We start from the raw sequence: 26,488 nt of genomic DNA, 5'->3' as shown, positions 1-26,488 counted from the left end.
GGAACAGATTTTCGATTCAGGAGTACGCTGGGACCATGGCCACGCACCTCCAGGGCTCCCTCTTCGACCAGACCGACGAGCTGCGGCTCGGGTCCCTCGCCGGGATCCTCCGCACCCGGCTCGGCCACGGCGCCTGGATCGACGTGCTGCCCGGCTGGCTGAGCGGGGCCGACGTCCTGTTCGAACAGCTCGCCGCCGAGGTGCCCTGGCGTGCGGAGCGGCGGACGATGTACGACCACGTGGTCGACGTACCTCGACTGCTGTCCTTCTACGGCGCCGACGACGCCCTCCCGCACCCCGTCCTCACGCAGGCCCGCGACGCGCTGTCCGCGCACTACGCCGAGGAGCTGCGCGAGCCGTTCACCACGGCCGGGCTCTGCTACTACCGGGACGGCCGGGACAGTGTCGCCTGGCACGGGGACCGGATCGGACGGGGCGCGCGCGAGGACACGATGGTCGCCATCCTCTCCGTGGGCGCGCCCCGGGATCTGCTGCTGCGCCCGGTGCGAGGCGGCGGCGAGACGGTGCGCCGTCCGCTGGGGCACGGCGACCTCATCGTGATGGGCGGCTCCTGCCAGCGGACCTGGGAGCACTCGATACCGAAGACCACGCGCGCCGCGGGACCGCGCATCAGCGTGCAGTTCCGCCCGCACGGCGTGCACTGAGGCGGAGAGGCGGCCGCTTCGGACGCACGCGCGGGGGCTGCCTCCGGCGGACGGTGCCGGAGGCAGTCCCTCCTCTGTGCGAAGCCCTGCCGCGCCCCCACACTGGTGCGCGTGAGCGCTGAGACGCGAGGACCGGCCACCGCGGCCCGGCGCGGCGAACTGGACGCGCTGCGGGTCTTCGTCGTCCTCGGGCTGGTCTTCTTCCACGCGGTGCTGGTCTTCGCCACCGAGGGCGACTTCTACGTCCAGAACGCGGAGAGGACCGAGGTCATCACCGTGCTCGCCGGGTTCGGCGTGGTCTGGGCGATGCCGGTGCTCTTCCTCGTCGCCGGGCTCGGTGCCCGGTACTCCGTAAGCCGCCGAGGCGCCCGCCGTTTCGCCCGGGAACGCCTGGTGCGCCTGGGAGTCCCCCTCCTCTTCACCGTCGTCGCGTTGAACCCGCTCCCCCAGTGGCTGCGGCTGCGCGCCGCCGACCCGGACTACCACGAGTCGTACTGGCGCTTTCTGCCCCGCTACTTCACCGTCCACCCGGACCTCGCCGACTTCCCCTTCTTCCTGGACGGGGACCACTTCGAGTCCGGCCATCTGTGGTTCGTGCTCCTGCTGCTCGCGTTCTGCCTGCTGCTGGCGCCGGTCGCGGGAGTCCTCGCGCAGGGTGGCGACCGTGCCGCGCGGGCCGTCGCCCGCCGCCCCCTCCTGCTTCTGCTTCCCGTGCTGCCGCTCGCGCTGATCCAGGTGCCGCTGGGCATGGAGGAGGACTACGCGGCCTGGCACCACTGGGCCTACCTGGTGTTCTTCCTCTACGGCTTCGCCCTCGCCGGGGACGAGCGGATCCGGGCGGTCATGCGCCGGCTCGCCCGGCCGCTCGGCGTGGCGGGGGTCCTCCTGTTCGCGGCCTGTGGGCCCGGGTTCATGACCTCGGACGACCCGTTCACGGACCGCACGCCGCTCGCGCTGGGCACCCGCGCCCTGTTCAGCGCGGCGGGCTGGTGCCTGGCGGTGGCCGTCACCGGCACCCTGGACCGGCCGCGCGAACAGCCGCCCGCGGGAGCCGGCCCGAGCCCGACGACGGGATATCTGGGCGTCGCCGCCCTGCCGTTGTACGTGTTGCACCAGCCGGTCGTGGTCGCCCTCGCCTACGCCGTGGTGGGCTGGTCGGCGCCGATCGTCGTGGAGTACGCCGTGATCGTCGCGGGTTCGTTCGCGGTGATCCTCGTGCTGTACGAGTGCGTGGTGCGCAGGACGCGGGTCACGCGCTTCCTGTTCGGGATGCGCGCCGCTCCCCAACGCCCCGCGCCTGACCGTGGTTGAGGGCGGACCCGCTGCTCACGGCGCCTGTGCGGTCTGCTTTGCTGATGCCCTCGGGCAGCGGAATCAAGGATTCGGGACGATCATGCGAGCAGATGTGCGGCAAGTCACGGACGGCGCCTACCTGGTGCACGGCAGCAACACCAACTGGGTGATCCTGACCGAGGGGGACGCGGTCACACTGATCGACACCGGCTACCCCGGCGACCGGCAGAAGCTGCTCGCCTCGCTCGCCGAGGTGGGGAGTTCGCCGGAGGCCGTCACGGCCGTACTGATCACGCACGCGCACACGGACCACCTGGGCAACGCCGAGTACCTGCGGGCCACGCACGGCACGCCGATATACCTCCACGAGGCCGAAGTGCCGCACGCACGCCGGGAGTTCCTGCACCAGGTGGACGTCGGGACGGTCCTGAAGAACGGCTGGCGGCCGGGCGTCCTGCCCTGGGCGATCCACGCGATCCGCTCCGGCGGCACCGCGCACGTGCCGGTCACCTCCCCCGAACCGTTCCCCTCCGCCGGGCCGCTGGACCTGCCCGGCCGGCCGGTCCCCCTGCACACGCCGGGCCACACGGACGGGCACTGCGCCTACCACCTGCCCGACGTGGGCGTGGTGATCGCGGGCGACGCCCTGGTGAGCGGGCACCCCACCTCGCGGATCAAGGGACCGCAGCTGCTGCCCGACATGTTCCACCGCGAGCGCTCGCGCGCCGTGGCCTCCCTGGACGTCCTCGAAGGGCTCAAGGGTGATCTGCTGCTGCCCGGGCACGGTCCGCTGCACCGCGGCCCGGTCCGAGAAGCCGCCCTTCAGGCCCGGGAGCGGGCACTCTAAGGTGAGGTGACGATCACCGGCGAGGCGAGGACGAACGGCCATGGCACTCCAGATCAGCGCGACGAACCCGGAGCACCCCGCGCTCCTGCTGGAGCTGCCCTGGCATCTGCCCCTGGAGCAGTGGCCGGACGAGGTCCTGGTCCCGCTGCCGCGCGGTATATCCCGGCACGTCGTGCGCTACGCCCGGGCCGGCACCGAGGTGATCGCGGTCAAGGAGCTCGCCGAGCGCCCGGCGCTGCGCGAGTACGAGCTCCTGCGGGACCTGGACCGCATCGGCATCCCGGCGGTGGACCCGCTGGCCGTGGTCACCGGGCGCGCCGACGCCGACGGCGGCCCGCTGGAGTCCGTCCTGGTCACCCGGCATCTGGGCGGCTCGATGCCGTACCGCTCGATGTTCGAGACGACGATGCGGCCGGCGACCATGCACCGGCTGATGGACGCGCTGGCGGTACTGCTGGTCCGCCTCCATCTCGCGGGGTTCGCCTGGGGCGACTGCTCGCTGTCCAACACGCTGTTCCGGCGCGACGCGGGCGCCTACGCCGCGTATCTGGTGGACGCCGAGACGGGCGACCTGCACCCGCAGCTCAGCGACGGCCAGCGCGACTACGACCTGGACCTCGCCCGGGTCAACATCAGCGGCGAGCTGCTGGACCTGGAGGCATCCGGGGCGCTGCACCCCTCGGTGGACCCGATCGATTTCGGCACCGAGATCTGCGCCCGCTACCAGCGCCTGTGGCAGGAACTGACCCGTACCTCGGTGTACCCGGCGGGCAAGTACCACTACATAGAGCGCCGGATCCGCCGCCTGAACGAACTCGGGTTCGACGTGGCCGAGATGCAGATCGAGCACGCCACCAACGGCGACACGGTCACCTTCGTTCCCAAGGTCGTGGACGCCGGCCACCACCAGCGCCAACTGCTGCGCCTGACCGGCCTGGACACCGAGGAGAACCAGGCCCGGCGGCTCCTGAACGACCTGGAGAGCTGGATGGCCACCCAGGACGACTACGCCCCGGGCGACCCCCTCGGCGCCCGCCCCGAGGTCCTCGCCCACCGCTGGGTCCGCGATGTCTTCCGCCCCACCGTGCGGACCGTACCGCTGGACCTGAGGAGCTCCATGGACCCGGCGGAGATCTATCACGAGTTGCTCGAACACCGCTGGTACCTGTCCGAGCGGGCACAGCTCGACATCGGCCTGGACACGGTGGTCGAGGACTACATCGAGAACATCCTGCCCAAGGCCCGGGAGACGCTCCAGCCGACGGACGACTAGCCGGTGGGACGGGCTCAGACGTGCGGTACGACCGCCACCGGGCAGGGCGCGTGGTGCAGGACGCCGTGTGCCACCGAGCCGATCCGGGCGCCGACGGCCGTGCGGCGGGCGCGGCGCCCGACGACCATCAGCTGGGCCCGCCCGACGACCGACAGCAGCACCTGTCCGGCACTGCCCATCTCGACGTGCTCGACCACCGGCACCTCGGGGAAGCGCTCGCGCCACGGCCGCAGCGCCTCGCCCAGTGACTTCTTCTCGTACGGCTCCAGACCTCCGGCCTCGTCGAGGAGCTTCAGGGACGCCGGGCTGTAGGCGAACAGCGGCGGCAGGGTCCAGGCGCGGACCGCGCGCACGGTCGCGCCGCGTGCCGCGGCCGTCTCGAACGCGAACCGCAGCGCGGCGGCGCTGTCGTCCGCGTCCCCGTGCTGGCCCACGACGATCTCGCGTCCGGCGGCCTCGGCGGACGCCTGGTCCCCGGCGCGGACGAGCACGACAGGGCTCTCGGCGCCGGCGATCACCTGCTGTCCGACGGAGCCCAGCAGGAACCCGACGACCGCGGCGTGGCCGCGCGACCCCAGCACCAGCATCTCGGCGTCCGCCGTCGCGGCGACCAGCGTGTCGACGGAGCCGTCGTCGACGACGTCGGTGCTCACGTCGAGGCCCGGGTGTCGCTCGGTGACGGAACGGGCGGCCTGCGCGAGGCCCTCCCGCACCCACTGCGCCTGGGTGTCGGCGTCCTTCGCGTATCCCGCGTCGAGCGCCTCGTGCGACTCGAACCGCCAGGCGTGCACCACCCGCAGGGCCAGCCCCCGGCGGACCGCCTCCCGGGCCGCCCAGCCGAGAGCGGCGAGGCTCTCCTCCGAGCCGTCCACCCCTGCCGTGATCGGGTGCGTCATTCCGGCTGCCTCCTGGTGTCGCGGTCACGTCCTTGGGGCCCAGTCTTCACCACGCCGCGCCCATGCCTCTGGAGCGCGTCCCGCATACCTGAGCGAAGCGGGCGGATCGAACATACGATGGCCGAAAGTCGGCTCGGCGACCGCGCCACCGGGACGCAGCGCCGCCGCGTCGAGAGGCCACGCCCGGGGTGGGAGACGTATGACACAGGCCGCCGAAGCAGCGCGGACCGTCATCCTGACCGTGGACGACGACCCGGGCGTGTCCCGGGCGGTCGCCCGCGATCTGCGGCGGCGCTACGGCGAGTCGCACCGGATCGTGCGCGCGGAGTCCGGCGAGTCCGCCCTGGAGGCGCTGCGCGAGCTGAAGCTGCGCGGCGATCTCGTGGCCGTGATCCTGGCCGACTACCGCATGCCGCAGATGAACGGCATCGAGTTCCTGGAACAGGCCCTGGACGTCTACCCGGGCGCGCGCCGCGTGCTGCTGACCGCGTACGCGGACACGAGCGCGGCCATCGACGCGATCAACGTCGTGGACCTCGACCACTATCTCCTCAAGCCCTGGGACCCGCCCGAGGAGAAGCTCTATCCGGTCCTGGACGATCTGCTGGAGGCGTGGCGGCGCAGCGACTACCGGCCGGTGCCCAGCACCAAGGTGGTCGGGCACCGGTGGTCGGCGCGCTCCTCGGAGGTGCGGGAGTTCCTGGCCCGTAACCAGGTGCCGTACCGCTGGTACTCGGCCGACGAACCCGAGGGGCAGCGGCTGCTGGCCGCCGCCGGGCAGGACGGGCAGCGGCTGCCGCTGGTGATCACGCCGGACGGGACGCCCCTGGTGGCGCCCGAGGCGCCCGAGCTGGCCGCGAAGGTCGGGCTGGCCACGACTCCGACGGCCGACTTCTACGACCTCGTCGTCATCGGCGGCGGTCCCGCGGGGCTCGGCGCCGCGGTGTACGGGGCGTCGGAGGGGCTGCGGACCGTGCTGGTGGAGCGGTCGGCGACCGGCGGGCAGGCCGGGCAGAGCTCCCGGATCGAGAACTACCTCGGCTTCCCGGACGGCGTGTCGGGCGCCCAGCTCGCCGACCGGGCCCGGCGGCAGGCGGCGAAGTTCGGGGCCGAGATGCTCACCGCGCGCGAGGTGACGGCGCTGGAGGTCAGCGGCGCCGCCCGGGTCGTCCGGTTCGCGGACGGCTCGGCGGTCGCCGCGCACAGCGTGATCCTGGCGACCGGCGTGTCCTACCGGCAGCTGGCGGCGCCGGGCTGCGACGACCTGACCGGCTGCGGGGTGTACTACGGGTCGGCGCTCACGGAGGCGCCCGCCTGCCAGGGGCAGGACGTGTACATCGTCGGGGGCGCCAACTCGGCGGGGCAGGCGGCGATGTACCTGTCGCGGGGCGCCAAGTCGGTGACGCTGCTGGTGCGCGGGGCGTCGCTGTCGGCGTCCATGTCGCACTACCTGATCCAGCAGATCGACGAGGCGCCGAACATCTCGGTGCGCACCGGCACGGTCGTCGAGTCCGCGCACGGCTCCGGCCGCCTGGAGCAGCTGACGCTGCGCGAGGTGGGGAGCGGGCGGACCGAACTCGTCGACGCGCAGTGGATGTTCGTGTTCATCGGGGCGGCCCCGCTGACCGACTGGCTGGGCGGGACGGTGTTGCGGGACGAGCGCGGGTTCATCCTGGCCGGGCCCGACCTGACGTCGGACGGGCGGCCGCCGGCCGACTGGGAGCTGGACCGGCCGCCGTACCACCTGGAGACCAACGTCCCCGGCGTGTTCGTGGCGGGCGACGCGCGCGCTGAGTCCGCCAAGCGCGTCGCGTCCGCCGTCGGAGAGGGAGCCATGGCCGTGATGCTCGTCCACCGCTATCTGGAGCAGTCATGAGCGGGCAGCCGATGCCGTGCAACCCCCAGGAGATCGGGGCGCTGTTCCTGTTCGAGAAGCTCACGTCCGAGCAGCTCGGCAGGCTGTGCAGCGAGGGGCGGGTGGAGAGGTTCGAGCCCGGCCCCGTGTACACCGAGGGCGATCCCGCGACCTGCTTCTACGTCATGGTCGAGGGCACCGTCGTGCTGTCCCGGCGGGTCGGCGGCGACGACGTGGAGGTCAACCGGACCTCCCAGCGCGGGGTGTACTCCGGGGCCTGGCAGGCCTACCTGGGTGACCGGGTGCCGCAGGTCTACAACAGTTCGATGCGGGTCACCGAGCCGACGCGGTTCTTCGTGCTGCCCGCCGAGACCTTCGCCGTCGTGATCCGCGAGTGGTTCCCGATGGCCCTGCATCTGCTGGAGGGTCTCTTCTTCGGCCAGAAGAGCACTCAGCTGGCCATCAACCAGCGTGAACGGCTGCTGGCGCTGGGCTCGTTGTCCGCCGGGCTCACGCACGAGCTGAACAACCCCGCGGCGGCCGCCGTCCGCGCGACCGCCACACTGCGCGAGCGGGTGGGCAAGATGCGGCACAAGCTCGCCGTCATCGCGCAGGGCTCCTACTCCCCCGAGGTCATGGCGAACCTCATCGACATCCAGGAGCGCACCGCCGAACGCGTCGCCAAGGCACCGGCGTTGAGCCCTCTGGAGGCGTCGGACCGGGAGGACGAGCTCACCGACTGGCTCGACGACCACGGCATCGCGGACGGCTGGCGGATCGCGCCCACCTTCGTGCAGGCCGGTCTCGACGTGGACTGGCTGGACCAGGTCGCGGCGGCGGTGGACGAGAAGATCCTGCCGAGCGCGGTCGGGTGGCTCAACTACACCGTCGAGACCGAGCTGCTGATGGACGAGATCAACGACTCGACCGCGCGCATCTCCCATCTCGTCGACGCCGCCAAGCAGTACTCCCAGCTCGACCGCGCGCCGTTCCAGAACGCCGACGTGCACGAACTCCTCGACAGCACCCTGATGATGCTGTCGGCCAAGATCGGCCCGCGGATCAAGGTCGTCAAGGAGTACGACCGCACGCTGCCCAGGATCCCCGCGTACCCGGCGGAGCTCAACCAGGTATGGACCAACCTGATCGACAACGCGGTCGCCGCCATCGGCAGCGCGGGCGGCGAAGGGACGCTGACCGTGCGGACGGCCCCCGATCACGATCGGCTGCTGGTGGAGTTCCGGGACACCGGTGTCGGTATCCCGGCCGAGCACCGGGGGCGGATCTTCGATCCCTTCTTCACGACGAAGCCGGTGGGTGAGGGGACCGGGCTCGGCCTCGACATCTCCTGGCGGATCGTGGTCAACAAGCACCACGGGACCATTCAGGTGGAGTCGGAGCCCGGTGACACGCGCTTCCAGGTGCTGCTTCCGCTCACATCGGCCGAGGAGGACTCCGCATGACCAGCGACAAGGGCGGTAAGGGAATCGACCCGGGCGTTCCGCCGAGCGGCAGCGGGTGTGTCGAGTGCGACGAGGCCGGCGGGTGGTGGTTCCATCTGCGGCGGTGTGCGCAGTGCGGACATGTGGGGTGTTGCGACAGTTCCCCCGCCAAGCACGCGACGGGGCATTTCCGGGAGACCGGGCACCCGTTCGTGCAGAGCTTCGAGCCGGGTGAGGACTGGTACTGGGACTACGGGTCGAACGAGTTGTACGAGTCGGGCCCCGAGCTGGCCGCGCCGGTGAGCCATCCGGCCGAGCAGCCGACACCGGGGCCCGCGGGGCGGGTGCCGGCCGACTGGGCGAAGACGTTGCGCGCCTGAGACCCAGGTTCGCGCCGCGTGCGTCAGGGGGGCGTGTCGCACTCCAGGGCCGACAGGTCGACGGCGTCGGCCATCGCCTGCATGCCCTTGTCGTTGGGGTGGATGTGGTCGCCGCCGTCGAGGGCGGGCAGCATCCGCGCGGGGTCGTAGGGGCTGCGCAGGACGCGGTCGAAGTCGGTGACGGCGTGGAACACACCGCCGGAGCGGATGGAGGCGTTGACCTTCCGGCGTACGGCCTCGGCGGCCGGGTCCCATTCGTGCCAGCCCTTGAAGGGGCCCACGGTCGCGCCGACGACGCACTTGCCGGCCGCGTGCGCCCGCTCGACGATCTCTCGGTAGCCGTCGACCAGGTCCTCGGCCGTGACGCCCGTGTGGGCCTTGATGTCGTTCACGCCCTGGAGGAGGAACACGGTCCGCACGCCCGGCTGGGACAGGACGTCCCGCTCCAGCCGGTTCAGCGCGCTCTGGCCGGGGCCGTCGCTGAGGACCTTGTTCCCGGCGATGCCCTCGTTGGCCACGCCCTTCACCACCGTGTCGGTGCGCTTCAGGCGGCGGGCGAGGTAGTCGGGCCAGCGGCGGTTCAGGTCGGCGGTGGACTGCCAGCCGTCGGTGATGGAGTCGCCGAGGGCGACCACCGCTCCGGTGCCCGCGGGGGCGCGTACGGAGACGGCGTCGAGGTAGAACCAGGAGCCGGTCGGGAGGGTCCAGGCGGCGCCGCTCTCCTCAGCGGTGTGGTCGCCCTGGGTCGCGTACGACGACTGCAGGGCCATCCAGTGGCCGCTCGCCGGGCCGCCCGCGTCGGGGCTGTGCAGGCTGACGGCGAGGTTGGTCGCGGCGGGCAGCCTGCCGGGCAGCGGGTCGCTCCACACGGTGCTGCCCGCCGGCACGGTGACCGTGCGTGCGCCGCCGAAGGTCAGGCGCCGGTTGCTGCCGGGTCGCAGCTCGGCGCCCTGCTTCTGGATCCCGGCATGGACGCTGTCGAGGGTCAGCGGCCGGTCTCCGAAGGCGTTGGAGAGCCGGACCCGGACGCCGGTGCCGCCCACGCTGGTGTGCACGACGAGCCGGTAGCCGCGGCCGGCGACGCCGTCGCCCAGGCGGTCGGCGCTCGCCGCCCACGTGACGACGCCGCTCGGCTCGGCAGTCGTCTCGGCGGGTGCCGGCGCGGACTGGCAGGCGACGACCGTCAGCAGGACCGTGGCCGACGCGAGTGCGGCCCTCACCGGGCGAGGTCCTTCAGCGTGACGGAGGCGCCGGGCCGCAGGGTGACCGTGCGGGACACGTCGCCGTACGCGACGGTGGTGGTGCGGCCGCCGACGCTGTGGATCCGTGCCTCGGTCGGTTTCCCGTCGCGCCAGCGCAGCTCGACCTCGAAGCCGCCGCGCGCGGCGACGCCCTTGACGAAGCCCGAGGCGGCCCAGGCACGGGGAAGTGCCGGGAGGAGTTCGATGTGCCCGGGCCGGGAGTACAGGAGCATCTCCACCATCGCCGCCGGGGTACCGAGGTTGGCGTCGATCTGGAAGATGCCCCGGCCGCGTTCCACCTCGTAGATGTCGAAGAGGTTGGGTGCCGTGCCGTTGCTGCCGCCGGTCGAGGGGCGCAGGTTGTTCACGACCAGCTGGTAGGAGTTCTCGGCGTGTTTCAGGCGGGCCCAGCACAGGCTGCGCCAGGCGTTGGCCCAGCCGAAGCTCTCCATGCCGCGCGCGGTGAGCAGGGCGGTGGCGCCGGCGACTAGGTCGGCCGGGGTGGAGCCGTCGGGGCGGATGCGGTCGCCGGGGAACAGGCCGACGAGCGGGGACAGGTGGCGGTGTGTGATCTCGCCGAGGTTGTCGGGGGTCATCCACTCCTCCAGCCAGCCGGTGGTCGCGCTGACCTGCGGCAGGTACAGCTTTCTGCGCAGTGAGGCGATCGTGGCCGCGTGGCCGGTGTCCTTCCGCAGTTCGGCCGCCGCGGTGCAGTAGTGCCCGAAGAGCGCCCACACCAGTTCCTGAGCGTAGGTGATGCCCTTGGCGGCAAGGGGGCCGTGCTCGGGCGACCAGTCGCTGTCGGCGATCAGCACCTCTTTCGAGGTGCCGGGGAGGGTGGTGGTGAGCAGCCGGGCCGCCCAGAACTCGCAGGCGCCCTTCAGCAGCGGGTAGATCTTCCTCAGGTGCTCGCGCGACCCGGTGTACTCGTAGTGCTCCCACAGGGTGGTGCACAGCCAGGCGTTGCCCGCCGGGTGCCACCACCAGCCGCCTCCGCCATGGGGGTTGGTGGAGATGGCGACGGTCCAGCCGGCGTTCTCACCGGTGGAGTTGCGGTAGCGGTTGCGCGGGTCGTTGAACAGGCGGCGGGTGAGGTCGGTCCAGGACGGGAGCTGGGCCAGGCAGTAGTCGGTGAGGGCGTCGAAGCACGGGGAGAGGCCGGTCCGGTCGGCCATCCAGTAGTTCATCTGGATGTTGATGTCGGTGTGGTAGTCGCCCATCCAGTCCGGGTCGTTGCCGTCGAGCCACAGCCCTTGCAGGGCGAGGGGCAGACTCCCGCGTGAACCGGAGATCATCAGGTAGCGGCCGAAGTGCGCGTAGGCGGCTTCGAGTTCGGGATCCGGCTCGCCGTCCCGGGCGCGTGCCCGGAGCCGTTCCCAGGTGTCCAGGGCGCGCTGCTCCGGGGTCGACGTCCCGAGCGAGAGATCCATCCGCCCGTACAGGTCCCGGTAGTCGGCGACATGGGTGCGCAGCAGGGTGTCGGCCGAGTGGGCGGCGGCGTCGCGGACCTTGGCGCGGGCGAGCCGGTGCGGATCGAGGGCCGGGTCGCGGTAGTCCTTGGCGGCGTCGGGCGCGTAGTCGGTCCCGCCGCTCACGACCACGGTCAGCTCCCGGCAGCCGGCGAAGTCGATCCGCGAGCCGCTGACGGTGACCCGCCCGCCGGAGCCGTACGCGGTGACGGCGGCCCCGTACCGCAGACCGTTGGGCAAGTCGGCGCCGAACGACACCGCGGCGTCTTCGCCGTGCGTGCCCTCCAGCACGACGGTGCCGGTGTGGCGGCCGCCGCCGCTCTGCGTGAAGTGCAGGACGATCACGTCGTCGGGCCGGCTGGCGAAGACCCGTCTGCGGTACGTCACTCCGGCGCGGGTGTACGACGTGGTCACCAGCCCGCGCGCCAGGTCGAGGGTGCGGCGGTAGCCGTGGACGGCGGACAGGTCGTGGTCGGGGATGTCGACGGTGAGGCGGGCGAGGAGGGTGAAGGAGCCGAAGTCGTCGCGGCCGTAGGGGAACTGGCCGTCGGCGTCGAGGGTGTCGTTGCGGCCGCCGGTCCACAGGGTGGCGTCGGTGATCAGCAGGAGTTCACGGCCGGGGTCGTTGCCGACGAGGGCGCCGAGGCGGCCGTTGCCGACGGGCAGGCCCTGCTCGATCATGGAGTGCTCGTCGGCGGGGGCCTGCCACCACAGCCGGTGGCGTGCGCCTGCCGGGACGGCGGGTGCGTCGGCCGGGCGCGGCGGTGCGGCCGACGCGGTGAAGGCGGGCAGTGTGGTGAGGGCTCCGCTCGCCGCGGCGAGGGCGAGCAGGCCGCGTCGGGGCAGGTGGTCGGACGGGGTGGTGTCCATGGCGGGCTCCTGGCAGTCGTGGGCGGACGTCCGGGATTCGGTCAGGACGACTTCGGTACGTCGATCCGGTCGATGTCCGGTGCGTAACCGCTCCCGCTGTCGAACGTGACCGTGTTGGCCCCGGCCTTCAGCTTCACCGGCACATGGACGCTGTTCACGGTGGACCAGTCGCCTGTGGAGGCGAATATGTGCGAGGTGGCGCCGCGTCCGTTGGCGGACACCAGGATCGAGCGGGAGTCACCGCTGACGTAGGCGACCTCGATCTGGTAGGTGCCGGCCTTGGCGACCACGACGTCGTTGAAGGTGACCTTGCCGCCCGTGTAGAGGTTGCCGACCTTGCGGCCGCCGGAGCAGGCGGAGCAGTCGGCCACGGAGGCGTTGCCGCTCAGGGTGTTGCCGGCCGACTCGGCCTCGTGGGCGGTCCGGGCGAGGGCCGTGCCGCGCGGGGTGACGGTGAAGAGCCGGGAGCCGTGCGCGGGGAGGGCCTGGGTGATGCGGTCGGTGTGGCCGCCGAGGTTCTCCTTGTTCCACACGTCGCGCACCGTGGCCTTGCCCTTGAAGCCGAGGGTCGACCAGTTCGCGGTCACCGCGGCGGGTGCGTCGGAGAGGTTGAACAGGGCGACGGTGTAGGTGCCGTTCGGGTTCTTCGCGGCCCACACCTGCTGGGGGTCGGAGGCGGTGACGGGCTCGGCGGGCGGGGCGCCGCTCTGGTTGATCGCGATGACCTCGCGGTCCGTCAGCAGCTTCAGGCCGTAGGAGTCGAGCCTGGTGAGGTCGTCGCCGGTGAAGAGCGGGGACTTGGCGATGGCCCACAGGGTGGCGTAGCTCTGCCGCTCGGCCTTGGTGAGGCCGTCCATGTCGCCGTTGCCGACGTTGAGGGAGTCGAGGTCACTCCAGCCGCCGGGTCCCGCGTGGCCGGTCCAGGCGGGGGCGTCGTCCCAGCGGTCGTCGACCGAGTTCTCCCAGGTGACGAGGGTGTTGCAGTAGCACTCGACGTCGGTGTCGATGCGCCAGCCGTTGGAGTACTTCTTCCAGTCCGCGACGTGCCCGTAGTCCAGGGACCAGGACAGCTCCAGGTGGATCGGGCGGCCGGCGGTCCTGATGGCCTGCTGCCAGGCGGCGACGTCGGCGACGTTGTCGTAGTTGTCGCCGCTCTTGAACGAGCCGGGGCCCACGCCGTCGAGCTTGAGGAAGTCATAGCCCCAGTCGGCGAACATCCGCGCCTGGGAGTCGATGTACTTCTGCGCACAGGGGTTAGAGAAGTCGATCTTGTAGGCGCTGTCCCAGCCGTTGGTGGTGCGCAGGTCGTCGTGGACGATGTCGCCGGTGGTGCAGCCGTCGGCGTTCCAAACCGGGTTCCCGCCGTCGCCGTACGCCCCCTTCTCCAGGCCGACCGGGAGGTAGATACCGGCCTTGAGCCCCTTTGCATGGATGTGGTCGGCGACGGCCTTCATGCCGCTCGGGAAGCGTTCCGGGTCGGCCTGCTGGCGTCCGTACTCGTCGAACCGCGGCTTCCAGGACCAGTCCATCCACCAGCCGGCGTCGATGTTGACGTACTCGTAGCCGTACTTCTTCAGCTTGGCGGCCATGGCGTCGGTCTGCTTGATGACGTTCGCCTCGGACAGGTAGCTGTAGTCGCCCTTCGGGTTGAGTCCCGGATACTTCGACGACTGCATGGTCCAGCTCGTCCAGCCCATGTAGGGCTTGGCGGCCACCGTGGTGTTCGTGGCGGCCGGGGGCGGGGCGGTCTCGGCCTGTGCGGCGGGGACGACGGCGGTGACACCGGCGGTGAGGGCCAGGACCACCACGGCTCTCAGGGTGCGTGCGGGCATGACGGAGTACCAGGATGACCGCATGGGTCGTACCTCCCGGGGTCGGTTCAGCGGCTCGGGCGCTGCTCGTCGGCTCTGATGAAGGACTGGATCGCGGTGGCCGCGGCCCCGCGCGCCCACTCCTCGAAGGGCAGTGGGCGGGTCTGTACGTCGCACTGGGCGGCGGAGCCGAACGCGGCCGCGGCGAACGCGTCGCGGATCTGTCCGGCGAACAGGTCGTGCGCGGCGAGGCCCTCGCCGGAGATGATCACCCGCTCGGGGCCGAGCAGGTTGGCCACGGTGGCGATGCCGCGGCCGATCGCGTCGCCCGCGCGCGCAAACGCCTCCCGGGCCCCGGCGTTGCCCTGGTGGGCCAGCGCCACGGCCTCGGCGGTGTCGGCGACCTCGACACCCGTGGTCTCGCGGATCCGCCTGACGATCGCGGCGTCCCCCGCGATCGCCTCCACGCAGCCGCGGTTGCCGCAGCGGCAGGGCGGACCGGCGGGATCGACGGTGACATGGCCGATCTCGCCGGCCACGCCCTGCGCACCGGCGACCACCCGGCCGTGCACCACGAGTCCGCAGCCGATCCCGGCGCCGACCGTCACCACGGCGAAGTCGGACAGCCCCACACCGGCCCCGAACCACTGCTCGGCGACGGTGAGGGCCCGTACGTCGTTGTCGACGGTGACCGGCAACCCGGTGGTCGTGGCGGCGAGTTCGGCGAGGGGCACGTCCCGCCACTCCAGGAACGGCGAGTAGCGCACGACGCCGGCGCCGCGGTCGACGTCACCGGAGACGGCGATGCCGAGGCCCAGCACCGGCACGCCCAGGTCGCCCGCCTCCGCGAGCAGTTGCCCCGCGAGTTCGGCGACCGAGGCGAGCACGCCCTTCGGTGCCCGGTCCGGGAGCGGGGCGTGCCGGGCCACGCGGACCCGGCAGCACAGGTCGGTGAGCACACCGATGATCTCGTCGCCGGTCACCTTGACGCCGATGAACAGCGCCCGTCCCCCGTCGACCCGCACCGGGTTGGCGGGACGGCCCAGCGCGGGCCGGGCCGGCTCCTCCGCATCCTCCACCAGGTAGCCGGCCTCGATCAGGGGCCGTACCGCCTTGGTGACGGCGGCCGGGGACAGTCCCGCCCGCCGGGCCACCTCCAGTCGGGTGAGCGGCCCGTGGGACAGGACCGTGGTGAAGATCTGCGAGGCGGCCGGCGTGTTCGCCGGGAACGTCTCGGCGCGGCGGGTCGAGGACATGCCCGGAACCTAGAGCCCTTATTTTCCGCCGTCAATAAAAGAAGCGGGATTCGTTCACGCGGGATCCGCCGACGACCCGAGGACTCCTACCCGGTGATCCGTGTCTGTCCAACTGTGCGTCGTCCGTGGCGATCTGACGGGATGCGAGAAGGTTGCCCCGCACGAACGTGATCGTTCTCCTATGAGCGGCACATCGACAGAAAGCGGAGGAAGCCGGATGGTCTCAGCAACGGTGGTCAGAGGTACGGCGATGGCGGCGGCCCTGGTGTCGCTCCTGGCGGCTCCCGCCCACGCCGTGCCCGGGGAACCCGGCGCCACCACGGTCGGCACCCGGGCGGGCGCCCTGCCCGCCCCGGACGTCACCGGCGTCTGGAACGTCCTGCGCGGCGCACAGCGACAGGGCGCCCCCGGCGCGATCGCGCGCCTCGACGACCGCGGCACGGCCCACTGGGCGGCCGTCGGTGTCGCCGACCGAAAGTCCCGGCGGCCCATCAGCAACGCCGACCGGTTCCGCATCGGCAGCGTCACCAAGATCTTCTCGGCCGTCGTACTGCTGCAACTGGCCGACGAGAAGAAGCTGAAGCTCGACGCCCCGGTCAACCGCTACCTGCCGGGGCTGCTGCCCGACGACCGCATCACGGTCCGGCATGTGCTCAGCCACCGCAGCGGCCTGTACGACTACACCAACGAGATGTTCGCCCGGACGGTTCCCGGCTTCGAGGCGGTCCGCAGCAAGGTCTTCACCTACCGGCAGCTGGTGAACCGGTCCCTCAGCAAGCCCCGGACCACCGAACCCGGGGGCGCGTACTCCTACTCCAACACCAACTTCGTCGTCGCCGGGATGCTCATCCAGAAGCTGACCGGGCACTCGGTGCGGACCGAGTACCAGAACCGGATCATCAAGCCGCTGGAGCTGGGCGACACGTTCTACGTGCACCCCGGCAAGAAGATCCCCGGCCGGCACGCCCGCGGCTATCTCACCCCGGACACGGCGGGCGCGGCGCTGGTCGACGCCACCGAGCAGACGGTGTCCTGGGCCCAGAGCGCGGGAGCGGTCATCTCCACCACGCGGGACCTCAACACCTTCCTGTCGGCACTGCTCGGCGGCCGGCTGACCTCCAAGGCGCAGCTGGCCCAGATGCAGCGGTGGGTACCGGCGGGCGGTACGCAGGCGTACGGGCTCGGGCTGCGGCGCCGTGACCTGTCGTGCGGGATCTCCGTGTACGGCCACACGGGCGCCGTCCAGGGCTACTACACCTACGCGTTCGCCTCCAAGGACGGCAGGCGCAGCCTCGCCGCGCTCGCCAACACGTCCAACAACGGCACGGTGCTCAACTCCATGCTGGGCACGCTGGAGTCCGCGTTCTGCGGCAAGCCGGTGAAGCAGACCAAGCAGACCAAGCAGGCGAAGCAGCGACGCGCTTCCGCGCCGGTCGAACGGTACGAGGACATCGCACCGGGCCTCCGGGTCCCGCTGGCTCACCCGATCGCCGCGGAGGCCGACGCGGACTGAGGACGGGCGGCTGACGGCCGACCGCCGGCCGCCGGCCGCCGGCGGGAACCCGCGGGATCCGGTGGACGTTCACCGGACATCCCCCACCGGATCCCGAACCACCCACCAGGACGGCCCGATGAGCGAGTTGGTACCCGGGGGCAATCTGCCCCTCCCGGGCGGCACCGTGGCCGTCCGGGTGCCCGGCCCCTTCGACGTGTCCGCGCTCGTCACCGACGACAGCGGCAAGGTCCGGGGCGACGCCGACTTCGTGTTCTACAACCAGCCGTCCGCGCCGGGCGCCCGGCTTCAGGGCGACACCCTGACCGTCGACCCACCACGCCTGCGCTCCGGTGCGACGCGGATCACGGTGGTCGTCAGCCCCGCCGACCCCGGCACTCCCCTGGGCCGTCTGCCCGCCCCCGCGCTCCAGGTCACCGACTCCGGCGGCCGGCCGATCGCCCGGTTCGCCCCGCCGCGCCCTCGGCAGGAGACCGTGCTGCTGCTCGCGGAGATCTACCGGCGTGGCGGCGGCTGGAAGCTGCGGGCGCTGGGGCAGGGGTACGCGGACGGGCTGGCGGGGCTCGCCCGCGACTTCGGGGTGGACGTCGTCGAGGACGCGACGCCGTCTCCCGCCCAGCAGGTACCCACCCCCTCGGCACCCTCCGTGCCGGGCGCTCCGCCGATGCCCACCACCCGGCCCACGATGCACACCCTGTCCGGCGGCACCACGCCGCACGCCCCGCTCGCCGACCGCGACGGGTTCCTCGGGCTGGTCAACTCCGCCCGCGCCGACGCCGGTTCACCGCCCGTCACACTCGACGCCCGTCTGGCCTCCGCCGCTCAGGCCCATGCCGCCGCCATGGCCGCGGCAGGACAGCTCGGCGTCGAGGGCCGCGACGGCGTCTCCGTGTACCAGCGCATCAGCGCCGCCGGGTTCGCGTATGTCACCGTCGGCGAGCATCTGGTCTCCGGCCCCCGCACCCCTGCCGACTTCGTCGCGTACTGCCTGCGCACCGACAAGCCCCGCCGCACCCTGCACGACGCGGCCTTCACCCACGCCGCCGTGGCGTACGTCAGCGGCGGCCGCTCGGGCGACACGTACTGGACGGCGCTGTGGGCCAGACCGCTCACCCCGGGCGACCTGTCCCGCACCGCCACGGAGGTCGTCGAGCTCACCAACCGGGAGCGGACCAGGGCCGGGCTGCGCCCCCTGGCGGTCGATGCCGCGCTCGCCGGCGCCGCGCAGGCCTACAGCTCCGACATGGCGGCTCGCGCCTTCTACTCCCACACCTCGCCCGAGGGGAGCCGGCCCTGGGACCGGGCGGCCGCCGCCGGCTCCCGAATGCGCGCGATCGGCGAGAACATCGCGTGCGGCCAGCGCTCCCCCGCCGAGGTCGTGGAGGGCTGGATGAACAGTCCGGGCCATCGCGCCAACATCCTCAAGCACGACTTCACCCACATAGGCATCGGCTTCGCGGGCGGCGGCCCGGCGGGCACCTACTGGACCCAGCTCTTCGGCGCCTGAGGGGCCGTGACCGGCGACACACCGCGATCTAGGCGGAAGGGGACCGTCCGGGACAGGATGCCCGTATGAAGGGTGACCTCTTTTCCAGCGAGCACATGGTCCAGCCCGCCACCGCGCCGGGCATGACGATCGAGAACTCCAAGTGCGTCAAGTACGCGGTGAACGGCGAGATGCACGCCCGCCAGGGCGCGATGGTCGCCTACCGCGGCAACCTCCAGTTCGAGCGCAAGGGCCAGGGCGTGGGCGGCATGCTCAAGCGCGCCATGACCGGTGAGGGGCTGCCGCTGATGGCGGTGCGCGGACAGGGCGAGGCCTGGTTCGCGCACGAGGCGCAGAACTGTTTCGTCGTCGACGTGGACCCGGGCGAGGAGTTCACGGTCAACGGCCGCAACGTCCTGTGTTTCGACGCCTCGCTGTCGTACCGGATAGCGACGGTGAAGGGCGCCGGCATCACCGGCGGCGGTCTGTTCAACAGTGTCTTCTCCGGGCAGGGCAAGCTGGGGCTGGTGTGTGAGGGCACCCCTCTCGTCATCCCGGTCTCGCCGCAGTACCCGGTGTACGTCGACACGGACGCGGTGGTCGGCTGGACCGCCGGCCTGCAGACCTCGTTGCACCGCTCCCAGTCCCTGGGCTCGATGCTGCGCGGCGGCTCCGGAGAGGCCGTGCAGCTGATGCTGGAGGGCCAGGGCTGTGTCGTCGTACGGCCAAGTGAGGCGACCCCGCAGAAGGCCCAGCAGCACTGAGACCGTTCCGGTGAGGTGATCTGCGCCTCACGAGCAACCCTGTTCGCCCAGCCGACGTCTTGATCGACAACAGGTGAAGCCCTGGCCGCCCTTTCCGGCCAGGGCCGGTTTTCAGCGCACTATACACGGCATGTATACCCATCACGTATACGCACCATCTATACACAGAGGGTAGAGACGGCGCGTATACCGATCGAGAGGCATCGATGTACGGCAAGGCATTCGCCCCGGAGTACCAGGGCTCCCTGACCAAGCTGTCCGTGAACTCCTCGCTGACGGACGTACTGGCCGCCGGCACCGAGCAGTTGAGAGCGGCCGAGCGGGCCGGGCAGCACGGCGAGGCGGCACGCTCGGGGCTCGCGGTCGCCGAGGCACACCGCCGGCTGGGTCAGGTCGGGGACGCGGAGCGGGCCTGGAAGGCGAGCTACCGCGCCGCCCGGGAGGCCGGCGACACCGCGGCGATGGCCTGGGCGCTGTGGAGCGGCGGCACGCTGGCCCGCCAGCGCGGCGCGTTCGCTCTGGCCCGGCGGCTGCTCCAGCTCGCGGCGGAGCTGGGCGAGCGCGGTGGCGACATCGTCGTACGCGGCTACTCCCTGGCCGGTCTGGCCGAGACCGGCCGCATCCAGGGCGACTACCAGGCCGTCCACCGGCTGCACGAGCAGCTGCTGGCCGAGGCCCGGCGGCGCGGCGAGGCGCGGCACACCGTGTGGGCGCTGGAGGGCATCGCCCAGATCCACCGCAACACCGGCTCGTACGACAAGGCGTACACCCTGTTCGAGGAGGCGGCCGGGATAGCCGCGCGGGCCGAGGACCGGCGGGGCCACGCCTGGGCGCTGCGTGGGCTCGCCGACATCGTCTCGGTGCGCGACGGCGACACGGAACGCGCCCTGGAGCTGTTGTCGGAGGCCGAGACCTCGTGCCGCGCGATGAAGCTGTCCAGCGCGCTGGCCTACAACCACAAGATGCGCGGCAACGTCCTCTACCGCGCGGGGCGTTACGCCGAGGCTCGGGACCTGTACGAACAGGCGCTGGCGGAGTTCCGTGCCATGAGCGAGCCGCGCGGGGAGGCGCTGTCCCGCCTGGGGCTGGTCAAGTCGCGGGCCCGGCTGGGGCACGACCGTGGCGAGACGGCCGCCGAACTGGCCGAGCTGGCCGAGGTGTTGGAGCGGATCGGGCTGCGGCACGCCCGGGAGATGGTGGCGCGGGCGCAGGAGGAGTTCGGCGCCGGGGCGGCCGGGGCGGAGAGTGCCGTGGCGGCAGCCGCTGAGAGCGCCGTGGCGGGCGCCGGGGCCGTGGCCGTACGGTGACGACGTTCCCCTCGGCAGTACAGGCGCCGGCCGGCGCACGCCAAGTCCTCGACCGCTGCCGCGCATTGGTGCGGCCCGCGCTGCGGGAGGCCGTGGAGCGGACGCATCCGTGGGTCGGCGAGATGGCCGCCTACTCCTTCGGCTGGTGCGAGAGGGGCGGCGCGCCGAGCGGCGCCTCCGGCGGGAAGGGCGTCCGCCAGGCACTGGCCGTACTCGGGGCCGAGGCGGCCGGCGCGCCCGGGCGGGTCGCGGTGCCCGGGGCGGTGGCGGTGGAGCTGGTGCACGTCTTCTCCCTGCTGCACGACGACATCATGGACGGCGACACCTCCCGGCGCGGCCGCCCCACCGTGTGGAAGGCGTACGGCACAGGGCCCGCCGTCCTCGCGGGGGACGCGCTGTTCGCGCTGGCCGTCGAGACGCTGGCCATGGCACCGGCGGGCCCGCGGGCGGTACGGCTGCTGTCCGTGGCCTTGCAGGACCTGGTGCGCGGGCAGGCCGACGACCTGCTGTTCGCCACGCGTCCCTGGGCGGGGCCGGAACGCGTGCGGCCGGACGAGTACCGGACGATGGCCGAGCACAAGACGGGCGCCCTGCTGGGCTGTGCCGCCGCGCTGGGCGCCCTGCTCGGCGGTGCGCCGCCCGCGACGGTCACCGCCCTCGACCGGGCGGGACGGCATCTGGGCATCGCCTTCCAGGTGGTCGACGACCTGCTGGGCATCTGGGGCGATCCGGGGGTCACCGGGAAACCGGTGCACGGCGATCTGCGGGAGCGCAAGAAGACGTTCCCGGTACTGGCCGCGCTCGACTCACCCGCCGCCGCTCGGCTCTGCGCACTCCTTGAGTCGGCCGCCGACACGGGCGAGGTGGCCGCGCTGATCGAGAAGGCGGGGGGCCGCACCGCCGCGCTCACGGAGGCACGGCGTCATGTGGCCGCCGCGGAGACGGCTCTGGCCGAGGTACCGCTGGCGGCGGGAGCCGCCGGTGAGCTGCGCTCGCTGCTTGATTTCCTGGTGCGACGCGATCTGTGAAAGCACGGTTCACAGCGGTGTAGCGGTGACCGTCGTGTCACCTCGGCGCCCGCGGCGAAACCGAGTTGACCGGCGTCACCTCCCGCGTCAGGGTGCCTGACGGTGCGGACCCCGCCCCGCACCGGAAAGGTGACTGCCTTGATCGGGATCGCAGACGTCGAAGCCGCGGCCGGCCTCGTCGCCGCCCATGTCGTACACACCCCGACCGTGCCCAGCCCCGGCCTGTCCGACCTGCTCGGTGTCCCGGTCACGGCGAAACTCGAACTCCTCCAGCGCACCGGCTCGTTCAAGGCCCGCGGCGCCACGGCGAAGCTGCTGTCGCTGAGCGACGCCCAGCGTGCGGCGGGCGTGGTGGCGGTCAGCGGGGGCAACCACGGCATCGCCCTCGCCATGACGGCCGCCGTCCTCGATGTGAAGGCCACCGTGGTGATGCCGCGTTCGGCGCCCGCCCGCGCCGTCGAGATCGCCCGGGACGCCGGGGCGTCGGTGCGGCTGACGGACGACATGGACGGGGCGTTCTCGCTCGTCACACGACTGCGCGACGAGGGGCTGACGCTCGTCCACCCCTTCGACGACCCCTTGGTGATCGCCGCGCAGGGCACTGTCGGGCTGGAGCTGGCCGACGACGCCGGTGCGCTCACCGACGTGCTCGTCAGCGTCGGGGGCGGCGGGCTGATCGCCGGCGTCGCGGTCGCCCTGCGGGCCCGCCGTCCGGACGTACGCGTCTGGGGCGTGGAGACCGAGGGCGCCCAGGCCATGTCCGAGGCGCTGGCCGCGGGCGGGCCGGTGCCGGTGGCGCTGTCGTCGATCGTGTCCACGCTGAGCGCGCCGGCGGTGTCACAGCTGACGTACGACCATGTGTCCGCCCTGGTCGACGAGGTGCTCGTGGTGCCGGACCGGGAAGCGGTGCGGGGCGTTCTCGATCTCGCCGAGCACGCCAAGGTGTGGACCGAGCCCGCCGCCGGCTGTCTGTTGCCCGCGGCGCGGCGCGTCCTGGAACGGGTCGGCGAGGGCGCCCGGCTCGGTCTGGTCGTGTGTGGCGGCAACGCGACGACCGGGGATGTGCTGCGCTGGGCGGCGGATTTCGGTCTGCGCTGAAGGTTCCCGATCAATTCCCTTAACTTTTCGTCAGCTTACTCTCGCGTCAGTAGCAAATGAAAGGAAACGGCCTTTGGTTGAGGATTTCGTTGAACGCTTCCCGTCTCGCTTCTCGTACTTCCTGTGAGAAATGAGAGCCAGGGGTTCAACGAGGGATGGCCATGGTCAAGGCGCGCGTCTCCGCAGTCGAGTTGGTCGCCGGAAGGTACCGACTCGTCGATGTCGTCCATCGCGAGACGAATCGCGTCAGCTACTACGGCGAGGACACGGAGACCGGAAGCCCGTGCCTCCTCACCCAGATCGGGCTTCCCGACGATCCGAGCCCGGACGACCGGCGCCGGGCCACCTCGCGCATCCTGCGCACGTCCGAGCGGATAGGGCTGCTGCGTCCGGGTGCGGTGGCCACGGTCGTGGACGCGATCGAGGAGTCCGGGAGCCTGTGGATCATCACCGAATGGATCGACGGCACACCGCTCGGTGAACTCCTCACCCAGCAGGGCACGTTCAACTACGTGCGGGCCGCCCGCATCGGCCTGGAACTGCTCGACGTGCTGGAGGCCGCGCACGTCGCGGGCATCACGCACGGCGAGCTGAGCCCGGGCCAGGTGTTCGTGCGCGACGAGGGTTCTGTCGTGGTCACCGGCTTCGGTCTGGCCGGCGCCACCCTCGCACCGCGGGTCGCCGCGCCGTCCTACGCCTCGCCGGAGCAGGCCCGCGACGAGCGCATCGGGCCGGCGTCCGATCTGTGGGCGCTCGGCGCCATCCTGTACACGATGGTCGAGGGGCGCCCCCCGTACCGTGAACGGGACCGGCCCGAGGCCACGTTGAAGGGCGTGGACCGGCTTCCGCTGCGCGCCCCGGTGCGGTCCGGGCCGCTCACCCAGGCCGTGCAGGGGCTGCTGCGCAAGGACTCCCGGGAGCGGCTGAGCCGACCGGTGGTCCGCGACGCGTTCGTCCGCGTCCTCAACGAGGATCCCGAGGCACCCCTCCAGGCGTCCCCGCGACTGCGGGGCCGGTACGTCATAGCGCCGCGCTGGAGCAGACGTGCCGTGGTCGTCGGCACCGCCCTGGCCGTCGTCACGGTCGCGGCGGCGGTTCTCGTGGTGACCAGCCAGCGGCCGGACGACTCGGCGTCCTCGGCGGCGGGTGCCGCGCCCACGCCGCCCGCCTCCGCCGGGGCACCGACCGGCCGGTCCCCCGCTCCCACGCCGAGCGCCTCACCCACGCGGGAAGCGACAGAGCCGGCCACGCCGACCGCCTCGCCCTCGGGCACGGCTCTGCCTGCCGGCTACACGACGTACACGTCGCCGGACGGCTTCTCCGTCGCCCTGCCCGAGGGCTGGACGGCGCTGGCCACCAAACGCGCCGCGGACCTGGCGTACCGCGTGACCTTCAGCGCCGCCGACGATCCGCGCAAACTGGCGGTCACCTACAGCGAGCGCGTCGGCCCCGACCCCGTCGCCGTCTGGCGCGACGACGTCCAGCCCGGCCTGGCGGAGCAGGGCGGGTTCGAACGGATCGGCGACATCGAGGCGACCACCTACCAGGGATTCAAGGCCGCCGACATGCAGTGGCTCTCCGAGAAGGCCGGCACCCGGGTGCGTACCTTCGGCCGTGGCTTCCTCATCGGGGACCACCGCGGCTACTCGCTGCGCTGGACGACCCCGGAGGCCGACTGGGACGACCCCGGCAACCGTGAGGCCCTGGAGGTCGCTCTGCGGACCTTCCGGGTGCCCGGGAACTGATCACACCTCCGCACGGGGAGTCTCACCCCGGATTTCGATTCCCGCCCCGTCCGTACCGTTTTCGCCACCCGTGTCCGGGGACTCGGGACCCATGGTGCAGATCGGATACACGATGATGACCGAGCAGGCGGGCCCCCGTGAGAGCTGGTGGACCACCTGGTGCGCGCCGAGGAGGCGGGCTTCGACTTCTCCGTGACCTCGGACCACTACTTTCCGTGGCTGCGTTCGCAGGGTCACTCGCCGTACGCGTGGAGTGTGCTGGGCGCCGCCGCCCAGGCCACGTCACGGATTCCGCTGATGACCTATGTGACGTGTCCGACGTTCCGCTACCACCCGGCGGTGGTGGCACAGAAGGCGGCCACGATGCAGTTGCTGTCCGGGGGCCGGTTCCGGCTGGGGCTGGGCTCGGGCGAGAACCTCAACGAGCATGTCGTGGGCGGTGGTTGGCCGCCCGTGGATGTACGGCACGAGATGCTGGAGGAAGCGGTGGAGATCATCCGGGCGCTCTTCGAGGGCGGCCATGTGAACCGTCGCGGCCCGCACTTCGACGTGGAGTCGGCCCACCTGTGGGACCTGCCGGACCAGCCGCCCCCCATCGGAGTCGCCGTCTCCGGGGAGCAGTCCTGCGAGCTCGCGGGCAGGCTCGGCGACCTGGTCATCGCCACGGAGCCCAAGGCGGACCTGCTGTCTGCCTTCGACCGGCACGGTGGCGAGGGCAAACCGCGGGTGGGGCAACTGCCGGTGTGCCACGACCCCGACCGGGACACCGCGATCAGGCGCGCCCACGCGCAGTTCCGCTGGTTCGCCGGCGGCTGGAAGGTCAACTCGGAGCTCCCGCACCCCGACTCCTTCGATGCGGCGACGCAGTTCGTCACCCCGGACGACGTCGCCGACTCCATCCCGTGTGGCGACGACCCGGACGCCTTCGTCGAGGCCGTGCGCCCGTACGCCGAGGCGGGCTTCACCGAGATCGCCCTGGTGCAGATCGGGGGCGAGACGCAGCTGTCGTATCTGGACTGGGCGGAGAAGACGCTGCTGCCGGCGCTGCGGAAGGCCCTCGGCTGACCGCCCGTGCACGGCACGGGTGACGGCGGTGACCGTACGAGCGATGTCCGCGGGTGCCCTAGGCTGCTGGTCTGCGTTTCCGCCGTCCGAGCAGCCCCCGAGGCAAGCAGCCCCCACAGGAGAGTCACCCGTGACACTGGCGTTCGTCCCGCCCGAGACGTCCCCTTCGCCCCAGGCCCCGCTGCTGTCCGACCTCGTCGCCCGGGACGCGCGCGAGTTCGGGGTCTACGCGCGGACCGGAGGGTGGACCTTCGGCCTGATGGTGGCGCGCAGCGTGCGGCCCGGCGGCCAGAGCGCGGGCGAGACACCGAAGGTGTCCGCGAAGGAGTTCGCCGAGCTCGCCGGATGCTCCGCCGAGCGGGTCATGCGCTACTACAAGGCCTGGGACCGGGCCGCCGACGACGGCCTCGTCCCGCACTTCGAGGCGCTCGCCCCGGGCCAGGAGGTGGAGCTGCCCGACTCCGACGTTTGGCTCGGCTACTACGTCTCCCGCAACAGCGCCACCTCCGAGCGGGGCACCGCCATCGCCGAGGCCGCCGAGGCCGAGGGCATCCGCCCGACGAAGGCCCTGGAGGTCGCCGAGAACCCCACCGCGCTGCGCGCCGCGATCCTCGCCGACCCCTCGACCGCCCGCGCGGCCCGCCAGGCGCTCCTCGACCGCGTCCGCGAGGACCCTGACCTTCAGGCCGAGTTGGCGCGGGACGTCGTACGCACCGACGACCTGAAGAAGGCCGTCGCCACGGAGAGCCGGTCGGCCGACCGGATCGGCTACGTGCGCCAGATCGCCGAGTCCGGCCAGATCAAGACCCCGGCCGGGCAGACCGTCGACGCCCCGGTCGACGTCCGCCAGGAGGCCGAGCGGCATCTGTCGCTCATCGAGGAGCTCCAGGACGACGAGGACACCGGCGAGTGGGCCAACGAGGCCTTCGACACCATGAAGACCCTCGTCGCCGAGACGGTGGAAGCCGACCCCGAGCTGCGGGTGCGGGAACGGCGGACGAAGTTCTACAACAGCCTGCAACGGGCGACGAAGGTCTTCGAGGAGCTGACCTTCGACGATGTGCAGGAGTTCGTCGAGGACGACATGGTGCAGCAGTTGGAGGAGCTCCAGCAGGCCATCTCCACGTGCATCACGGCACTGCGCGGGGCTCAGGCTCAAGAGGGCCCCGAACGGGCGTAGCCGC

At 72.0% G+C, this 26,488-nt stretch carries 20 protein-coding genes and 1 pseudogene; 16 read left to right on the top strand and 5 right to left on the bottom strand.

Translation table 11 applies throughout. From position 1 onward, the window contains the following. The first annotated feature begins 35 nt into the window (after nt 1–35). The 4 genes from ACFU95_RS15830 to ACFU95_RS15815 all read left to right on the top strand — a co-directional run bounded on the left by ACFU95_RS15830 (nt 36) and on the right by ACFU95_RS15815 (nt 4,078). A complete protein-coding gene (locus ACFU95_RS15830; RefSeq protein WP_383827458.1) occupies nt 36–665 on the top strand; it encodes an alpha-ketoglutarate-dependent dioxygenase AlkB in 630 nt (209 codons plus the stop codon). A 111-nt stretch (nt 666–776) separates the two neighbouring features. Further along, nucleotides 777–1,976, top strand: a complete 1,200-nt coding sequence (locus tag ACFU95_RS15825; protein ID WP_383827456.1) for an acyltransferase — start codon at nt 777–779, stop codon at nt 1,974–1,976. 82 nt (nt 1,977–2,058) lie between these two features. After that, entirely contained in the window at nt 2,059–2,805 is a 747-nt protein-coding gene (locus ACFU95_RS15820) for an MBL fold metallo-hydrolase (RefSeq protein WP_383827454.1), read from the top strand. Nucleotides 2,806–2,845: 40 nt separating this feature from the next. Then, the gene (locus tag ACFU95_RS15815; RefSeq protein ID WP_383827452.1) at nt 2,846–4,078 is read left to right on the top strand and encodes a DUF4032 domain-containing protein; all 1,233 of its coding nucleotides are present in this window, start codon (nt 2,846–2,848) and stop codon (nt 4,076–4,078) included. A gap of 14 nt (nt 4,079–4,092) precedes the next feature. Here the strand turns inward: ACFU95_RS15815 and ACFU95_RS15810 are convergent, their stop codons facing one another. Next, nucleotides 4,093–4,974, bottom strand: a complete 882-nt coding sequence (locus ACFU95_RS15810; RefSeq protein WP_383827450.1) for a universal stress protein — start codon at nt 4,972–4,974, stop codon at nt 4,093–4,095. A 199-nt stretch (nt 4,975–5,173) separates the two neighbouring features. Here ACFU95_RS15810 and ACFU95_RS15805 point away from each other — a divergent pair, with 199 nt between their 5' ends. From ACFU95_RS15805 to ACFU95_RS15795, 3 genes are read left to right on the top strand one after another with little or no spacing between them, the layout of a single operon-like run. Continuing rightward, nucleotides 5,174–6,850, top strand: coding sequence for an FAD-dependent oxidoreductase (locus tag ACFU95_RS15805; protein WP_383827448.1), 1,677 nt, complete (start codon nt 5,174–5,176; stop codon nt 6,848–6,850). After that, on the top strand, nt 6,847–8,292 hold the full coding sequence (locus ACFU95_RS15800; RefSeq protein WP_383827446.1) for an ATP-binding protein: 1,446 nt from the start codon (nt 6,847–6,849) through the stop codon (nt 8,290–8,292). Before ACFU95_RS15805 ends, ACFU95_RS15800 begins: the two co-directional genes overlap by 4 nt. Further along, nucleotides 8,289–8,651 (top strand): UBP-type zinc finger domain-containing protein, encoded by a 363-nt coding sequence (locus tag ACFU95_RS15795; RefSeq protein ID WP_383827444.1) that lies wholly within the window; start codon nt 8,289–8,291, stop codon nt 8,649–8,651. Before ACFU95_RS15800 ends, ACFU95_RS15795 begins: the two co-directional genes overlap by 4 nt. 23 nt (nt 8,652–8,674) lie before the next feature. On the opposite strand, the gene ACFU95_RS15790 is transcribed toward ACFU95_RS15795, so the two are convergent. The 4 genes from ACFU95_RS15790 to ACFU95_RS15775 are packed head-to-tail and all read right to left on the bottom strand — an operon-like array spanning nt 8,675 to nt 15,298. Further along, nucleotides 8,675–9,871: an SGNH/GDSL hydrolase family protein gene (locus ACFU95_RS15790; RefSeq protein WP_383827442.1), complete on the bottom strand. Its 1,197-nt coding sequence runs from the start codon at nt 9,869–9,871 to the stop codon at nt 8,675–8,677. After that, the gene (locus tag ACFU95_RS15785; RefSeq protein WP_383827440.1) at nt 9,868–12,231 is read right to left on the bottom strand and encodes a glycoside hydrolase N-terminal domain-containing protein; all 2,364 of its coding nucleotides are present in this window, start codon (nt 12,229–12,231) and stop codon (nt 9,868–9,870) included. The genes ACFU95_RS15790 and ACFU95_RS15785 overlap by 4 nt, the downstream gene beginning before the upstream one ends. A gap of 41 nt (nt 12,232–12,272) precedes the next feature. Further along, nucleotides 12,273–14,087, bottom strand: coding sequence for an alpha-galactosidase D (locus ACFU95_RS15780; protein WP_383827438.1), 1,815 nt, complete (start codon nt 14,085–14,087; stop codon nt 12,273–12,275). Between the two features lie 23 nt (nt 14,088–14,110). Beyond that, nucleotides 14,111–15,298, bottom strand: coding sequence for an ROK family protein (locus tag ACFU95_RS15775; protein ID WP_383827436.1), 1,188 nt, complete (start codon nt 15,296–15,298; stop codon nt 14,111–14,113). A gap of 217 nt (nt 15,299–15,515) precedes the next feature. On the opposite strand from ACFU95_RS15775, the gene ACFU95_RS15770 reads away from it, so the two are divergent. From ACFU95_RS15770 to ACFU95_RS15730, 9 genes and pseudogenes are all read left to right on the top strand, one after another. Next, the gene (locus ACFU95_RS15770) at nt 15,516–16,811 is read left to right on the top strand and encodes a serine hydrolase domain-containing protein (protein WP_383827434.1); all 1,296 of its coding nucleotides are present in this window, start codon (nt 15,516–15,518) and stop codon (nt 16,809–16,811) included. Nucleotides 16,812–16,929: 118 nt separating this feature from the next. After that, nucleotides 16,930–18,318, top strand: coding sequence for a CAP domain-containing protein (locus ACFU95_RS15765; RefSeq protein WP_383827432.1), 1,389 nt, complete (start codon nt 16,930–16,932; stop codon nt 18,316–18,318). A 65-nt stretch (nt 18,319–18,383) separates the two neighbouring features. Then, nucleotides 18,384–19,061 carry an AIM24 family protein gene (locus ACFU95_RS15760; RefSeq protein WP_383827430.1) on the top strand — a complete coding sequence of 226 codons (678 nt, stop codon included), beginning with the start codon at nt 18,384–18,386 and terminating at the stop codon, nt 19,059–19,061. Between the two features lie 206 nt (nt 19,062–19,267). Next, nucleotides 19,268–20,368: a tetratricopeptide repeat protein gene (locus ACFU95_RS15755; RefSeq protein ID WP_383827428.1), complete on the top strand. Its 1,101-nt coding sequence runs from the start codon at nt 19,268–19,270 to the stop codon at nt 20,366–20,368. Further along, a complete protein-coding gene (locus ACFU95_RS15750) occupies nt 20,365–21,396 on the top strand; it encodes a polyprenyl synthetase family protein (protein ID WP_383827426.1) in 1,032 nt (343 codons plus the stop codon). The genes ACFU95_RS15755 and ACFU95_RS15750 overlap by 4 nt, the downstream gene beginning before the upstream one ends. 138 nt (nt 21,397–21,534) lie before the next feature. Beyond that, nucleotides 21,535–22,494, top strand: a complete 960-nt coding sequence (locus ACFU95_RS15745) for a threonine/serine dehydratase (protein WP_383827425.1) — start codon at nt 21,535–21,537, stop codon at nt 22,492–22,494. A gap of 155 nt (nt 22,495–22,649) precedes the next feature. Further along, the gene (locus ACFU95_RS15740) at nt 22,650–24,239 is read left to right on the top strand and encodes a serine/threonine protein kinase (protein WP_383827423.1); all 1,590 of its coding nucleotides are present in this window, start codon (nt 22,650–22,652) and stop codon (nt 24,237–24,239) included. 91 nt (nt 24,240–24,330) lie between these two features. Then, nucleotides 24,331–25,304 (top strand): annotated as a pseudogene (locus ACFU95_RS15735) (LLM class F420-dependent oxidoreductase). Between the two features lie 130 nt (nt 25,305–25,434). After that, on the top strand, nt 25,435–26,484 hold the full coding sequence (locus ACFU95_RS15730) for a hypothetical protein (protein ID WP_383827421.1): 1,050 nt from the start codon (nt 25,435–25,437) through the stop codon (nt 26,482–26,484). Nucleotides 26,485–26,488 lie beyond the last annotated feature (4 nt).

The sequence above is a fragment of the Streptomyces sp. NPDC057623 genome (assembly GCF_042800355.1).
Classification (GTDB): domain Bacteria; phylum Actinomycetota; class Actinomycetes; order Streptomycetales; family Streptomycetaceae; genus Streptomyces.
The sequence above is the reverse complement of the archived record's forward strand: the minus strand, read 5'-3'. Positions and strand labels throughout refer to the sequence as shown.